We start from the raw sequence: 13,900 nt of genomic DNA, 5'->3' as shown, positions 1-13,900 counted from the left end.
GCGAAGGCGAAGGATTGCACACCATGCATGGGTGCGATGCAGCATTGTCTCTGTATATGCCGATCAAATCGATTATATTTGAGACCATCAGATGACGGCCAGCAAGAGAGATAGAGCGCTGGCAAACGACCCTAGAAAGGATAGGATCATGAACCTCGCACGTTCTTTCACCAACTGGCGCAAGTATCGTCAGACCTGCAACGAACTCGGCCGCATGAGCGACCGTGAGCTGAACGACCTCGGCATCGGCCGCGGCGACATCCCCTACGTTGCTCGTCAGGCGATCAAGTAATCCAAGCAGCGAATACCTGCTTCTGAAAACGCCTTCCAGTCCCGCTGGAGGGCGTTTTTCTGTTTCACAAGCCATCCCGCTCAAGCTCGCGCAGTGCCGTGATTTCGCACCTGCGAAAGCTGTGACCGCACCTGAAGCCGGCGCTCTTCGCCAGGACGTCGTCAGCTCCCAAGTTCGAACGAAAGTTACTGGAATACAACATATTAACGGCAGCCGAGCAGCTCAGCCAATCCTTGACCTGTGGCGAACTTTCGAGCTGCGCTCGCCTTGTGCTTACAAAACTGGCGATGCACTGCACAAATGCATAGCAGATGCATTTTCTTTGCACTCCATCTGCCAATTAGACAAGCGTATAAGAACCTCAACGGCGCAGACAAATCACTGTCGCGACAAACAGATCTTGAGGACACGACCATGAACCCGATTCGCATTGCAAAAAGCTGGATGAACTATCGCCGCACCGTTGCCGAGCTCGGCAGCCTCTCGAACCACGCGCTCAGCGATATTGGGATTACCCGCTACGATATCCGCAACATTGCGGCTCGTTCCTTCCGCTAATCGGAACGAACATCCAAACATTCAAGACGGCGCCTGCTGCATGTTTCCTTAAATCGTTGCCGATTTAAGGATAAAAACATGCAGCAATTCAAAGTGCTACAGCGTCCTTTGCGCGTCTGATAAGACGCGCGGCGCTGTAGTGGCGCCGTTTTCGTTTCTGCAATTGGAACCGGAATGCGCCTGTGATAGGAAGCCGCCCATGACAGCGAACACTTCCTATTCCCCCATTCATGTCGTCGGCGGCGGCCTTGCCGGATCGGAGGCCGCGTGGCAGATCGCCGAAGCCGGCGTGCCAGTCATCCTGCACGAAATGCGCGGCGTGCGCGGAACCGATGCCCACAAGACCGACGGCCTTGCCGAACTCGTCTGCTCCAACTCATTCCGCTCCGACGATGCGACCAGCAATGCTGTTGGCGTGCTGCATGCGGAAATGCGGCTTGCCGGCTCGCTGATCATGCAGGCTGCGGACCGCAACCAGGTGCCCGCCGGTGGAGCGCTCGCCGTGGATCGCGACGGCTTTTCAGCAGCCATCAGCGCCGCGATCGACAATCATCCCTTGATCACGGTCGTCCGTGAGGAGATCACCGGACTGCCGCCGAAGGAATGGGATCTTGCGATCATCGCCACCGGGCCCCTCACCGCGCCGGCGCTCGCTGAGGCGATCCGCGAGGAAACCGGCGCCGACGCCCTCGCCTTTTTCGACGCGATTGCTCCGATCGTCTACACCGACACGATCGACATGGATATCTGCTGGCACCAGTCGCGCTACGACAAGGTCGGCCCGGGTGGCACTGGCAAGGACTACATCAATTGTCCGATGACCGAGGAGCAGTACAACGCCTTTGTCGACGCCCTGATCGCCGGCGACAAGACCGGTTTCAAGGAATGGGAGGGCACGCCTTATTTCGACGGCTGCCTGCCGATCGAGGTGATGGCCGAACGCGGACGCGAAACGCTGCGTCACGGTCCTATGAAGCCGATGGGGCTGACCAATGCGCACAATCCCGCAGTCAAACCCTATGCCGTCGTACAGCTTCGACAGGACAACGCGCTCGGCACGCTCTACAACATGGTCGGCTTCCAGACGAAATTGAAATACGGCGCGCAGGCGGAAGTCTTCCGGATGATCCCTGGACTCGAAAAGGCCGAATTCGCCCGTCTCGGCGGCCTGCATCGCAACACATACATCAATTCGCCGACGCTGCTCGACTCGACCTTGACGCTCAAGTCCCGACCGGGCCTGCGGTTCGCCGGCCAGATCACCGGTTGCGAGGGCTACGTGGAGAGCGCCAGTATCGGCCTGCTTGCCGGCCGCTTCGCTGCGGCCGAGCGCAAGGGCGAAACGCTGGCGCCACCGCCGCCAACAACGGCCTTCGGTGCGCTGCTCAATCACATCACCGGCGGGCACATCGTCTCCGACGACGAGCCGGGCAAGCGCTCATTCCAGCCGATGAACGTCAATTTCGGTTTGTTTCCGCCGCTGGAGCCGGGGGCTTTAGCAAAGCCGGATGGCGCGAAGCGCTTTCGCGGCAAGGAGAAGGCCTTGGCAAAGAAGCAGGCGACAGCGGCGCGGGCTCTCAGCGACTGCGCAAACTGGCTCGGCGTTCCCGCTCAGAAGACGGCGTAGGCTATTCGTTCGCCTGGACTGCCTGCGGCGTCCCGGCTTCGTCGGTGAATTCCGACTTCGGGCTGAAGCTGCCGAGCAGCCAGACCGAGACCTCCGCTGCCTCGGCCGCGGTCCGGAACTCGAATGTGTTGTCCAGATAGGCAAAATCTGGAAAGTGAACGATCAAGCCGCGCCCGCTGTCGGACGTGTTGACCCGCACCTTGCCGGGATGAATGACGTGGCAGACGTAATGCGTGCCGTGCGATTGGATGAAGCCGGCCTTGCCGTCATGCAGACGGAGGAAGATCGCCTTCCTGTCGACGGTTGAATGCAGGGCGCGGATTGCTTCGTCGGGGAAAGCGCGGCCGAATTCGACCATCGCCGAACCCGCGTCGGGATTGTCGAAATCCCGTTCGGCACGGGCGTTCATCCTGATGTAGAACGCGCCGACGGCGACAACCACCATGATGAGCAAAAGCCACAACATCACACGAGCCCCTTTCGGACGGCATGAATCCGGTAGCTCCTGCCTATACGATATGAGACTTGCGCCAGCTTGACCAAATTCAACTCCGGGGCCACTTCGCCTGACGGCGCATCGGATCAGAAGCGCTTGCGCCGGCTCGCGCGCCACATTCGCCACTGCCGCTGCCACTGGGATGGCTGGATGGGTCGCTGAAGGAGGCGCGCTCCCGCCGCCTCCGCCCGGTCGAACACCGGTTCGGCCAGAGCCACGGGGGTAAAGGCGAAGAAATTCGCCGAAGAGATCGAGCCTATGCCTTGACGCGCCTTGGCAAGATGATCCCGGCCCAAGCCACAAAATGCACGGATTGCCCTATCGATGGCTTCAGTGTCGCTGCCGGCAAGCAACGTTTCACGGTCGAGCCCGGTCGCGCGCAGGAGTTCCGCCGGAAGGTAAACCTGCCCACGTCGGCAATGAACAGGCAGCAGCAACAAGAGGCCGGCGATCGTCTGGGCGACGCCGGCATGTCCGGCGGCCTCCGCCGATTTGGCGGCATTCAATGGATCAAGGATCAGCGACGAAAGCTGAATGAGAGCTGACGCGGTTTCACCGGCATAGCCCTCCAGCGCCGACCTGTCCTGCATCGGATCGTCGTAAAGATCGAAAATCCGCGCATCGATCATGTTCTCGAGTACTGTGACGGGCAGATGATGTTCGCGAACACATTGCAGAAGCGCTTCCGCCAGCGGATGCCCCTCGCCGCCCGATTGCTCGTTTCCGAGAAGATCGCGCCACCATTGCAAGCGGATTTCGCCCGGAAGCGGCTCATGTATCAACTCGCGCACGCGGGCGATTTCCGCGTAGAACACATAGAGCGCCGCAAGCGAGCGCCTCTTTTCAGGTGGAGAAAGCAGGCAAGCCAGATATCGATCGCGATCTGTGTCCCGCAATGTTGCGAGGATCTGGGTATCGGCCTCTTGCACGCGCAGTTTCCTTCGAAATCACACCGCGATCAGGGCCGCGGCAACGGCGCGCGATTCGGCGAGCATCACATTATAGGTTCGGACCGCCGCCCCGGTGCTCATCGGATCGGAGGAGATGTTCTGCGCCCTCAAGGCCGCTTTCAGTTCGGCGGGCAGCGGCCGGATTTCGCGCCCTGTCCCCACGAGCAGGACCTCGATATCACGCGCCTCCTCCAGCGCACGTTCGAATTTGTCCACCGAAAGCGGGTCACCCTCGACCACGTCCCATGCGTAAATGCCGGACGGCAGCATCAGGACGGAGCCGCGGTGAGACATATCCGCGAAGCGGAAGCCGCCGTTTCCATAAGCGTCTATCGGCGCCCGTCCGGGAAAATGCGCTTCGCGGATTTCGATGCCTTTTGCCATCGTCAGGCTGTCCCTGTTGCGGTGTTCGCCGGCTTGTCATCACCGCTGGCAGAATCCTGCCCGCCCCTTGCTCGGCCGCCTCTGCGGTTGAAGAGTATGAGAACCGGGCCTGCGATATAAATCGACGAGAGCGTTCCGACAACAACCCCGAAAAGCAACGTCATGCTGAAGGAGCGAATAAGGCCGTTTCCGAACAGATACAGCGCCGCGAGCGCCAATATTGTCGTGACGGCCGTCAACACCGTACGCGAAAGCGTCTGGTTGATCGACGCGTCGATCAGCACCGAGAGGGACATCTTTCGATAGCGCACGTAATTCTCGCGGATGCGATCGTAAACCACGACGGTATCGTTCAGTGAAAAGCAGACGATGGTCAGCAAGGCGGCAATGGTCGCAAGGTTGAACTCCGTGCGCGTGACGACAAGGAAGCCGATGGTCAGCAATACGTCGTGCAGGGTGGCTATCATCGCACCGAGAGCAAATCGCCATTCGAACCGGATCCAGACGTAGAGCAGAATGGCTAGAACCGCTGCGCCGATGCCGAGGCTGCTGGCTCGTATCAACTCGCCGGAAACGGCTGGTCCGACAACCTCCACCCGCCTGAATGTGTACTGGTCCTCCAGTTCGGCGCGCACCAATCCGATCGCTGTCTGCTCGGCATTATCACCCGCCTCCTGGGAAGGAACGCGGACGAGGACGTCTCGTTCCGTGCCGAGTTCTTGCACCTGGACTTCCCCGAGGTTCAACTCGTCGAGGCGAGCGCGGAGATCCGCACTGTCGGCCACACCAGACTTCGCCCTCAATTCGATTATCGACCCGCCCTTGAAGTCCGCGCCGAAGTTAGGTCCCAGGCTGACCAGCAAGATGAGCGAGGCAAGCGACAGCGCCGCCATCAGAATAAAAACCGGATTGCGGATCGCCATGAACCGAATATCCGCCTCGCTGAAGAAGCCGGTGCGAATGCCTCTCGGCAACCGCAAGGGTCGACGACGACGATACCAGCCGCGAACCAGACGGCGTGTCAGGCTGTGCGCCGTCAGGATAGTCGTCACGCTTCCGATCGCCAGCGTCACGGCAAAGCCGCGAAAGGCGCCGGAACCGAAATAGAACAGAATGGCACCGGCGATCGCCATGGTCAGATTGGCATCGACGATGCTGCTGAAGACGCGTGAAAAGCCTGTATCGAGCGCCTTTCGCAACGGTCCAGCGCCGCGCGCCTCCTCGCGAAGGCGCTCGTAGATAAGAACGTTCGAGTCGACTGCGACACCGATCGTGAGAATGATCCCGGCGATTCCCGGCAAGGTCAAAGTCGCGCCGATCAGAGAGAGCGCCGCAATGATCAGCACCACGTTCACAATGACCGCAACCACCGCAATGGCGCCAAAGAAGCCATAGAAAGCGATCATGCACGCTGCGACCGCGAGCGCGGCGATCATACCAGCCTTCCACGCGCTTGCGATGGCGTCGGTTCCGACACCGGGGCCGACCGTGCGCTCCTCGACCACCGTCAGGGTCGCAGGGAGTGGCCCGGCGCGCAGCAAAGCGGCGAGGTTCTTGGCACCGTCCTCGGACAAGTTTCCAGAGATCCGACCAGTGTCGCCGCTAATCGCATCGGCGAGCGCGGGTGTCGACACCACCTGCCCGTCAAGTACAATCGCGAACTGCCTTCTGGAGTCTGCCTCCACAAGCGGCGAGATGCGCGCCAGCGCGTCGGCGTCGAGCTTGAAGCTGACAACAGGCTCGCCGGTTGTGGGGTCGTAATCAGGTTGCGCCTCGACAACATCCCTGACCGCGACGAAGGCTCGCCTTTCGACTAGATACGGAACCGGCGGATCGTCGAGCGAATAAAGCACCTCGCTTGCTGCCGGCGGTTTCGTGTCGACCGCCTGTTGCACCGGCATCGATGGATCGAGCCACCGGAACGTGAGCTCTGCGCGCTGGCTGAGGAGATCCTTCAGCCGCTGCGGATCGTCCAATCCGGGTACTTGAACGACGAGACGATCGTTACCGCTACGGCGTATCGATGGCTCCGCGAAGGCGACTTCACCGATGCGCCGGCGCACCACTTCGATAGCTTCGGTCACCGCCGAGGCCACCCTGAGATCTATACCCTCGTCGGTGAGCCGCAGATGAACCGCCTCGCCCTGCTCCGCTCCTTCCGAAACCAGCTCCTGAACCTGGTTTCGAATGAGACCGGCGCTGTCGACGGGAGCGGTGAGTTCACGCAATGCGTCGCGCGCGGCGGAGACCTTCGTCGCATCACGAACCCGGAACTGAATTGCCTGCCCGCTGCCCGACAGGCCCGTATAGGCGATATCCGCGTCCCTAAGCGCCTTACCGATCGCATCGATCGTGGTCTCGAGCCGCTCGGAGATGATATCGTCGCGGACCAACTTTAGCGTGAAATCGGAACCGCCCTGAAGATCAAGGCCGAGCGGCACCTGCCGCTGCGGCACCCAGGCGGGCCATTCCGCAAGTTCTTCCTTGGAAAAGAGGTTCGGCAGAGCAAGAACAAAACCGGCCAGGACGACGAGCCAGATGATCGCGTTTTTCAGCGGCGAGAACTTGGGCATGCTCTAAATGCTCCATTCGCCGGCTCTGCCGGTTGCGGTTCGTGCCCGAGTTATTCCTTGACCGGTTCGCCCTTCACGCGAACCTCGGAGACCCCGCTGCGGACGACGCGAACCTTGATGCCGTCGGCGATCTCGACCTCGAGTTCCGCATCATCGACCACCTTCGTGACCTTGCCAACGATGCCGCCGCCGGTAACGACCTGATCACCGCGGCGAATGTTCTTCAGCAACTCCTCGCGACGCTTCATCTGCGCGCGCTGCGGGCGGATGATCAGGAAATACATGACAACAAAGATCAGGAGGAAAGGCAGAATAGACATCAAAATGTCTGCACCGCCCGCGCTCGGGGCACCAGTCTGCGCAAAAGCTTCGGTAATGAACATCGATCACTCCTTAAGTTCAAATTGCGCGGATCCCCGCGCGAAATCCGCCGGAATATAGGAATGCGGCGCCGCGACGCAAATCGGCCGCCCCTATCCGTTTCTCCTGCCTCTGACACAAATTCCGCGGGAGGAGAACCCCCCGAGCACTCGCGCCTGGCCTTTTCCAGCGCAAACCGTCGTGCTACCGGAAAAAAGCTGCCGCGCGGCTTTGTCTACGGATAATTCCAGCAGACCAAACCTGCGGCAATTCAAGGAATTACAGATGCACGAAGCGCCAGCGCCGCGCGGTACCGGAGACAAGCAGATGCAGGAAAACAAGATCGATGTTCTGATCAACGAGATGCAGAAGCTTTCGGCGGCTATCGAGCGGATCGCGGGACCGGCGCCTGCCGTGAACGATTGGAGCGAGGCAGAATGCTTCGTCTGGGCGCCGGCCAATCGCCATCTGCAGCCGGTGGCGAAGCCGAACCGAATCGACCTCGCGCTCATTACGGGCGTCGACCACGTGCGCGACATCCTTTTCGACAACACACTTCGTTTCGCGGAAGGCTATCCCGCCAACAACGTGCTTCTTTGGGGCGCGCGCGGCATGGGCAAGTCTTCGCTGGTCAAGGCGGTCCATGCACGAGTCGCACACGAAACCGGCAGTGCATTGAAGCTTGTCGAAGTGCACCGGGAAGACATCGCAAGCCTGCCGGTTCTGATGGAGATCCTTAAAGCGGCGCCGATGCCGGTCATCGTCTTCTGCGACGATCTTTCCTTCGACCATGACGATACGTCTTACAAGTCGCTGAAAGCGGTTCTCGACGGTGGCGTGGAAGGCCGCCCCGCCAACGTTCTGCTCTACGCAACCTCGAACCGCCGGCACCTGCTGCCTCGCAATATGATGGAAAACGAGCAATCGACAGCGATAAATCCATCGGAGGCGGTTGAGGAGAAGGTCTCGCTGTCGGACCGTTTCGGCCTCTGGCTAGGCTTCTACAAGTGCAGCCAGGATGATTATCTGGCGATGGTCGACGGATACGCCCGCTACTACGACCTGCAGGTCGAACGGGAGACGCTGCATGCGGACGCGCTGGAATGGGCAACGACGCGGGGATCGAGATCCGGCCGCGTCGCTTGGCAGTTCATTCAGGATCTGGCCGGCCGTCTCCGCCGGCAACTCGGCGATCCCGCATAATTTCGGAGGCCCAACTCTTTGAAATCACGCAATTCCGGACGGAAAACCGTTACACACTTTTCCTGGAATTGCTCTATTCGAGATAGGTCGCCGGGTTCACCGGGGTAGCGTTCTTGCGCACCTCGAAATGCACCTGCGGCTGGGTCGCCTTGCCGGTCATGCCCGAGGCAGCGAGTGTCTGGCCGCGCTGCACCTTCTGTCCGCGCTGCACCTTGAGCTCGGAGGCATTGCCGTAGACCGTAACAGTGCCGTCGTCGTGGCGGACCAGAACGGCATTGCCCAGTTCCTTCAGGCTGCTGCCGGAATAGATGACCACACCATTTTCGGCCGCCTTGATCGGCGTTCCTTCGGGCGCAGAGATGTTGATGCCGTCGTTGCGGTTGCCGTCGACATTCGCACCGTATCCGGCAACGACCGCGCCGCGCACCGGCCACCGATACTTGCTGATGCCGGTCGACTTCGGCAGGTCCTCGTCGATATCCGACTTGATCGCGACTTCCGAAACGCTCTCCTTCGCGACCGGCGGCTTGTATTCGGCAGGCTTGCCCTGCTCGAGCGAAGCGACCTTGGTCTCTGCCTTCTTGGTCGGCACCGAAGCCGTCGCCAGCGCATCCGTCGCTGTGGGAGCCGCGCCCGGCATCTTCAGCTTTTGGCCGATGCGGATCCCCTCGGCCGTCAGGCCGTTCGCCTGCTTCAAGGCGCTGACCGACACACCGTTCGCCTTGGCAATACGGTTCAACGAGTCGCCCGGCTTGACCGTGTAGAGGCCGTCACCGCCGCTGCCTTCTCCCTTGGACGAAAGCTTGCCTGCGGCGACATCGCTGCGGCTTTCGCTCTTTTCACGCGTCTGCGATTGGCCGGGAAGGATTGCCGCCTCGCGTTTTTCCGTCGGCAACGGCGACGGCCGTTTGTTACCGCCATCGAGATCGGGGATCGAGCTGGAGGCGGCCGCCTTCGCAGCGCTGCTCGCAACACCGAATGTCGGGATCACAAGGCGCTGGCCGGTTTCTACCTGACCTGCCGACTTCAAGCCGTTCGCCTTCAGGATCTCTCTCTCCGGCACTCCGAAACGCTTGGCGAGGGTGGCGACCGTATCTCCCGGACGAACCATGACCGACGGTGCGTTCTGGGTGCCCCAACCACCTTTGCTTGCCGTCTCCCTTGCCGTCGCAGACAGAGTCTCGGCCTTGGCGACAGCCACCGGCTGCGCCTGCCGTTCGGCGGGAAGCGCCTGCGGTTGCGACCGCGGAGCAGCCACGGACGGGTCCGCCAGTACAGTACGCTGAACACTCATCGGCGTTGAGGCGACGCGCGCGCTGGAAACGGGAGCCGGTGCATAAACGGTGTTCTGGCTGGCCACCGGATACGGCTGACCGAAAGTCGCGCCGCCCCCACCAGACGGAGCCGCCGCAAGCTGGCCGGCCGCAACATCGCCCCGCGGGACCGGCATGGTATTTTGCGGGATGGAACTGGTCGTTATATCGTCAGATCTTGAAAAAAGTCCGCTGAAGCGGCTGACATCCGAGCTGCAACCGGTGGCAGCGCCTGCCAGCAAGATCGCCGCACACAGGCGGATCGTGGACTTCCCTGCACTGGGAGATACAAATTTACGCATGACGCTTACCCACTCCGAACGCAACTCGCTGTGGAATGATTAAAGCGCATTAGAGTTACCGGCCGGTTAAGGACGGCACCCAATTTGACGAAACGCTAACCATAGCCGCCTACGTCCTTCCTTGCCTGGCAGGGAAAGGCATGCACCCGGCTAGAAGAGCTCGGAATAGAGCCGCTCGATCTCAGACACGGTTCTCTGCTCAGGCGGTTGATCTTCGTAATTGATATTGGATTTGTCCCAATCAAACGGACCGCCTCCTGTCCGAGAAGACGAGCGCGGGATTTCGGGCTGGGCGACCTTATCCTCGTCCAGGAAAACGCTGACCAGGGTTTGGAAATTGGCCTCGACATCGAGACCGCTTTCAGCGTCGTATTCAAGCGACCGCAAACCGGCGACAGCCGCCTCGCGTGTCCCGAAATAGCGCAGGCTGTGCTGATCCTCTGGACGGAGACTGTCGTAATATTCGATGAAGGCTCTGTAATAAGCCTTGTAGTCGCCGGTCTCGGCGAACCTCCCGAAGGCTTGGTATTCACGTGACGCCAGTTGCGGTGAAAGCTTGTTGTCCCATTCCTCCCTGGTGAGAGGCGGCAATCGCTCCGGCGATTTTTTCGTGCGGCTGAGATAGAGGAGGGCATCGACCGACAGCGAGATGCGCGGTGTCGGATCGAAGAAGCCCGCTTGCGAGGCTTGCGTTCCGCTCTCGTCCTTGCTCCCGGCAACAACCTGGTCGGCCGGACGTCCAGCGAGGTTGCCCAAGCCGTCGCCGGCCGTTGCCGCAGTCAACCTGTTCGCAATCTGCATCCGCCGTCTCCGTCATTTGCACGAGCAAAACGAAAAACGCAGAACACGCGCATACCGCGCCCAAATCCGTCGTGCCTTTCTGGCCTATGGCGACAAGCTTGCGCCAGGCTGGATTCCGTTAAGAATCCATTAACCGTCTGTTTGGGGAAAGCCGGAGATGCAATTCGGCAGTGGCAACTTACAGCACCACGCGTCCTTCCAGACGCGCAACGCTCGCTGTAGCACTTTGAATTCCTGATTATCGTAAGGGCGCGTCAGAGGAATGATGCAAGCTGCGGCACGATTGGAAGGTACGGGGCGTCGAACAGGTCCTCGCGATCGAACCGGCTGCCGGTGCGATTGACGCGAACGATCCGGCATAGCGTCTCGCTCATCATGATCGGGACCAGCAAGGTTCCGCCGGAGACCAGATGGTCGGAAAACATGCGAGGCAGGCTGTTGAATGCCGTCGTGATCAGGATGCGGTCAAACGTGCCCTCGCCCGGCACGCCCGCGCTGCCATCAGCCTGCCGGACGACGACGTTGCGAATGCCGGCTTTTTCCAGGTTTTTCTGCGCCGAACTCACCAGTGTCTGATATCGATCGACCGTCAATACGCGCTCGGCGATACGCCCCATCACGCCCGCTGTGAAGCCGCTGCCGGCGCCGACCTCGAGAATGCGCTGCCCCGGCTTGATGTTCAGGCAATGCAACAGCCGCACGGCGAAATCATAGCCTTCCATGAACGACCCGCAATCGAGCGGTATCAATCGTTGGGAATAGGCCTCGGCCTGGTATTGCGGCGGAGCAAAATGGCTGCGCGGCGTCTGTTCCACCGCCTTCAGCAGATCGTGATTCGCAATTCCTTCGCCGCGCAGTCGCAGCACCATCGCTGCAAATCCCTCCTGCTGGGAAACGCGTCCGTTCAAGCGACAGTCCCTTCTCGCAATGCGCGCGCTATACGATCCTGGACGGTATAGTCGGTCAAATCCAGTTTAAGCGGGGTTACCGAGATCTTGTTCTCGCGCAAAGCGTGAATGTCGGTTCCGTCACGAAAATCGCCGGCGCGCTCGCCGAAGCGCAGCCAGAAATACGGAAAACCGCGGCCGTCGGTGCGCTCGTCGATGGTGAGCCCGAACTCAAGCTTGCCTTGCGAGGTGACTTCCACCCCCGCGACGGCTTCGGCGGCGCAATTCGGAAAGTTCAGGTTGATGAGCGTACCAACCGGCAACTCGACGTCCAGCAAAGTGCGGATCAATGCCGGCGCGTGGGTCTCTGCCACGTCCCACGGAACGTCCCTGCCGAGCGTGTGCTGGTAGGCCTGACTGAGCGCGATCGACCGGATTCCCTGAAGCGTCCCTTCGATGGCGCCGGCCACGGTGCCGGAATAGGTAACGTCATCCGCAAGGTTGGCGCCGACATTGACGCCCGAAAGGACCAGATCCGGCTTGCCGTCGAGAAGCTTCTTGGCCGCCATGATCACACAATCGGTCGGCGTTCCCCTCAGGGCAAAGCGCCGTTCCGAGACCTGGCGCAGACGCAGCGGTTCGGAAAGCGTCAACGAATGGGCAAGGCCGCTTTGGTCCACTTCCGGCGCGACCACCCATACGTCATCCGAAATTGTCCTCGCGATCCGTTCCAGCACCGAAAGTCCTTCGGCATGGATGCCGTCATCGTTCGTCAGCAGGATCCGCATTCCGGTTCTCTTCCGCTTCTCGCGCTCAGGCTGTTTTCTCGATGCGCCGTTGGCCGCCCATGTAGGAAACAAGGACGTCCGGCACCGCGACGGAGCCGTCCTCGTTCAGATAATTCTCGAGAACGGCTATCAGCGCGCGCCCGACGGCAACGCCCGAACCGTTCAACGTGTGAACGAATCTCGTTCCCTTCTCCTCTTTCGTGCGGTAGCGCGCGTTCATGCGGCGTGCCTGGAAATCGCCGCAGACCGAGCAGGACGAGATTTCGCGGTAGGTATCCTGACCCGGCAGCCAGACCTCAAGGTCATAGGTCTTGCGCGCACCGAAGCCCATGTCACCGGTCGAGAGTGTCATGACCCGATAGTGCAGCCCCAGGCGCTTCAACACTTCCTCGGCACAGGCGGTCATGCGCTCATGTTCGTCGATAGAGCTTTCCGCATCGGTGATCGAAACCAGCTCGACCTTATTGAACTGATGCTGACGCAGCATGCCGCGTGTATCGCGTCCGGCGGAACCGGCCTCCGAACGGAAGCTCGGCGTCAAGGCGGTAAAGCGCAGCGGCAGCTTCTCTCCGTCGAGGATCTGCTCGCGAACCATATTCGTCAGCGGAACTTCCGCCGTCGGGATCAGCCAACGTTCGTCCGTGGTGCGGAAGAGGTCTTCCGCAAACTTCGGCAGTTGCCCGGTGCCGTACATCGCGTCGTCACGGACGAGCAGCGGCGGCTGCACCTCGATATATCCGTGCTCCTGCGTGTGCAGATCGAGCATGAACTGGCCAAGCGCTCGTTCGAGGCGGGCAAGTTGCCCCTTCAGGATCGTGAAGCGCGATCCGGCAATCCGCGCGGCGCCTTCGAAATCCATGAGCCCCAACGCCTCGCCAACTTCGAAATGCTCGAGCGGCTTGTGATTCCAGGTCGGCTTCGCGCCGACAACCCGCGTCACAACGTTGGCCGCCTCGTCGGCACCGACCGGGACATCTTCGAGCGGGATATTGGGAATGCGCGAGAGTGCATCCGAAAGCTCAGCTTCTATGCCACGGCTTTCCTCTTCCAGGGGCGGCATGGAATTCTTGAGCTCAGCGACCTCCGCCTTGAGTCTTTCCGCCAGTTCGCCGTTCTTCTGCGCCATCGCCGCGCCAATCTCCTTGGAGGCGGCGTTGCGGCGCGACTGCATGTCCTGCAGCGATTGAAGAATTGACCGGCGGCGCTCATCCAGCGCAATCAACGACGCAGACAACGGCTCCGCGCCCCGTTTCGCCAGGGCATCGTCGAGCACGTCGGCATTATCACGGATCCATTTGATATCGAGCATAATCGTTCCACGCGTTGGTTGCCCCATGCTCCTCAAACCGGCTTCGATCCAAGAAAT

Annotated in this window: 15 protein-coding genes; 5 read left to right on the top strand and 10 right to left on the bottom strand. The window is 60.7% G+C overall.

Going from position 1 to position 13,900, the window contains the following annotated elements; genetic code table 11:
* Window positions 1–148 precede the first annotated feature (148 nt).
* The 3 genes from QN224_RS22455 (at window position 149) to trmFO (ending at window position 2,477) form a co-directional block, all read left to right on the top strand.
* Window positions 149–292: a DUF1127 domain-containing protein gene (locus QN224_RS22455; protein WP_283978424.1), complete on the top strand. Its 144-nt coding sequence runs from the start codon at window positions 149–151 to the stop codon at window positions 290–292.
* A 414-nt stretch (window positions 293–706) separates the two neighbouring features.
* Complete coding sequence (locus tag QN224_RS34070; RefSeq protein WP_173512770.1) at window positions 707–850, top strand: DUF1127 domain-containing protein; 144 nt, start codon at window positions 707–709, stop codon at window positions 848–850.
* Between the two features lie 199 nt (window positions 851–1,049).
* Window positions 1,050–2,477: a methylenetetrahydrofolate--tRNA-(uracil(54)-C(5))-methyltransferase (FADH(2)-oxidizing) TrmFO gene (gene trmFO, locus QN224_RS22445; protein ID WP_283978423.1), complete on the top strand. Its 1,428-nt coding sequence runs from the start codon at window positions 1,050–1,052 to the stop codon at window positions 2,475–2,477.
* Between the two features lies 1 nt (window position 2,478).
* Here trmFO and QN224_RS22440 read toward each other — a convergent pair whose 3' ends face one another.
* From QN224_RS22440 to yajC, 5 genes are all read right to left on the bottom strand, one after another.
* The gene (locus QN224_RS22440; RefSeq protein ID WP_283978422.1) at window positions 2,479–2,943 is read right to left on the bottom strand and encodes a hypothetical protein; all 465 of its coding nucleotides are present in this window, start codon (window positions 2,941–2,943) and stop codon (window positions 2,479–2,481) included.
* Between the two features lie 116 nt (window positions 2,944–3,059).
* Window positions 3,060–3,902, bottom strand: coding sequence for a phytoene/squalene synthase family protein (locus tag QN224_RS22435; RefSeq protein ID WP_283978421.1), 843 nt, complete (start codon window positions 3,900–3,902; stop codon window positions 3,060–3,062).
* 18 nt (window positions 3,903–3,920) lie between these two features.
* The gene (locus QN224_RS22430) at window positions 3,921–4,307 is read right to left on the bottom strand and encodes an Mth938-like domain-containing protein (protein ID WP_173512766.1); all 387 of its coding nucleotides are present in this window, start codon (window positions 4,305–4,307) and stop codon (window positions 3,921–3,923) included.
* Between the two features lie 2 nt (window positions 4,308–4,309).
* On the bottom strand, window positions 4,310–6,880 hold the full coding sequence (gene secDF / locus QN224_RS22425) for a protein translocase subunit SecDF (RefSeq protein WP_283978420.1): 2,571 nt from the start codon (window positions 6,878–6,880) through the stop codon (window positions 4,310–4,312).
* 50 nt (window positions 6,881–6,930) lie between these two features.
* Window positions 6,931–7,263 (bottom strand): preprotein translocase subunit YajC, encoded by a 333-nt coding sequence (yajC, locus tag QN224_RS22420; protein WP_153442401.1) that lies wholly within the window; start codon window positions 7,261–7,263, stop codon window positions 6,931–6,933.
* Between the two features lie 304 nt (window positions 7,264–7,567).
* Between yajC and QN224_RS22415 the strand changes: the two genes are divergently transcribed.
* Window positions 7,568–8,443, top strand: a complete 876-nt coding sequence (locus QN224_RS22415; protein WP_269276031.1) for an ATP-binding protein — start codon at window positions 7,568–7,570, stop codon at window positions 8,441–8,443.
* Between the two features lie 73 nt (window positions 8,444–8,516).
* On the opposite strand, the gene QN224_RS22410 is transcribed toward QN224_RS22415, so the two are convergent.
* The gene (locus QN224_RS22410; RefSeq protein ID WP_283978419.1) at window positions 8,517–9,893 is read right to left on the bottom strand and encodes a peptidoglycan DD-metalloendopeptidase family protein; all 1,377 of its coding nucleotides are present in this window, start codon (window positions 9,891–9,893) and stop codon (window positions 8,517–8,519) included.
* Window positions 9,894–9,906: 13 nt separating this feature from the next.
* Here QN224_RS22410 and QN224_RS22405 point away from each other — a divergent pair, with 13 nt between their 5' ends.
* On the top strand, window positions 9,907–10,101 hold the full coding sequence (locus tag QN224_RS22405; protein WP_246299733.1) for a hypothetical protein: 195 nt from the start codon (window positions 9,907–9,909) through the stop codon (window positions 10,099–10,101).
* A 107-nt stretch (window positions 10,102–10,208) separates the two neighbouring features.
* Here QN224_RS22405 and QN224_RS22400 read toward each other — a convergent pair whose 3' ends face one another.
* The 4 genes from QN224_RS22400 to serS all read right to left on the bottom strand — a co-directional run bounded on the left by QN224_RS22400 (window position 10,209) and on the right by serS (window position 13,843).
* Window positions 10,209–10,859, bottom strand: a complete 651-nt coding sequence (locus tag QN224_RS22400; protein WP_283978418.1) for a biotin biosynthesis protein BioC — start codon at window positions 10,857–10,859, stop codon at window positions 10,209–10,211.
* A 254-nt stretch (window positions 10,860–11,113) separates the two neighbouring features.
* A complete protein-coding gene (locus tag QN224_RS22395) occupies window positions 11,114–11,767 on the bottom strand; it encodes a protein-L-isoaspartate(D-aspartate) O-methyltransferase (RefSeq protein ID WP_283978417.1) in 654 nt (217 codons plus the stop codon).
* Entirely contained in the window at window positions 11,764–12,534 is a 771-nt protein-coding gene (surE, locus tag QN224_RS22390) for a 5'/3'-nucleotidase SurE (RefSeq protein ID WP_173512760.1), read from the bottom strand. The genes QN224_RS22395 and surE overlap by 4 nt, the downstream gene beginning before the upstream one ends.
* Window positions 12,535–12,559: 25 nt before the next feature.
* Window positions 12,560–13,843 (bottom strand): serine--tRNA ligase, encoded by a 1,284-nt coding sequence (serS, locus tag QN224_RS22385; protein WP_283978416.1) that lies wholly within the window; start codon window positions 13,841–13,843, stop codon window positions 12,560–12,562.
* Window positions 13,844–13,900 lie beyond the last annotated feature (57 nt).

It is taken from the genome of Sinorhizobium sp. 7-81 (assembly GCF_030124405.1).
Taxonomy (GTDB): Bacteria; Pseudomonadota; Alphaproteobacteria; order Rhizobiales; family Rhizobiaceae; genus Sinorhizobium; species Sinorhizobium psoraleae.
Note: the sequence above shows the minus strand (reverse complement) of the source record. Positions and strands in the feature narration are given on the sequence as shown.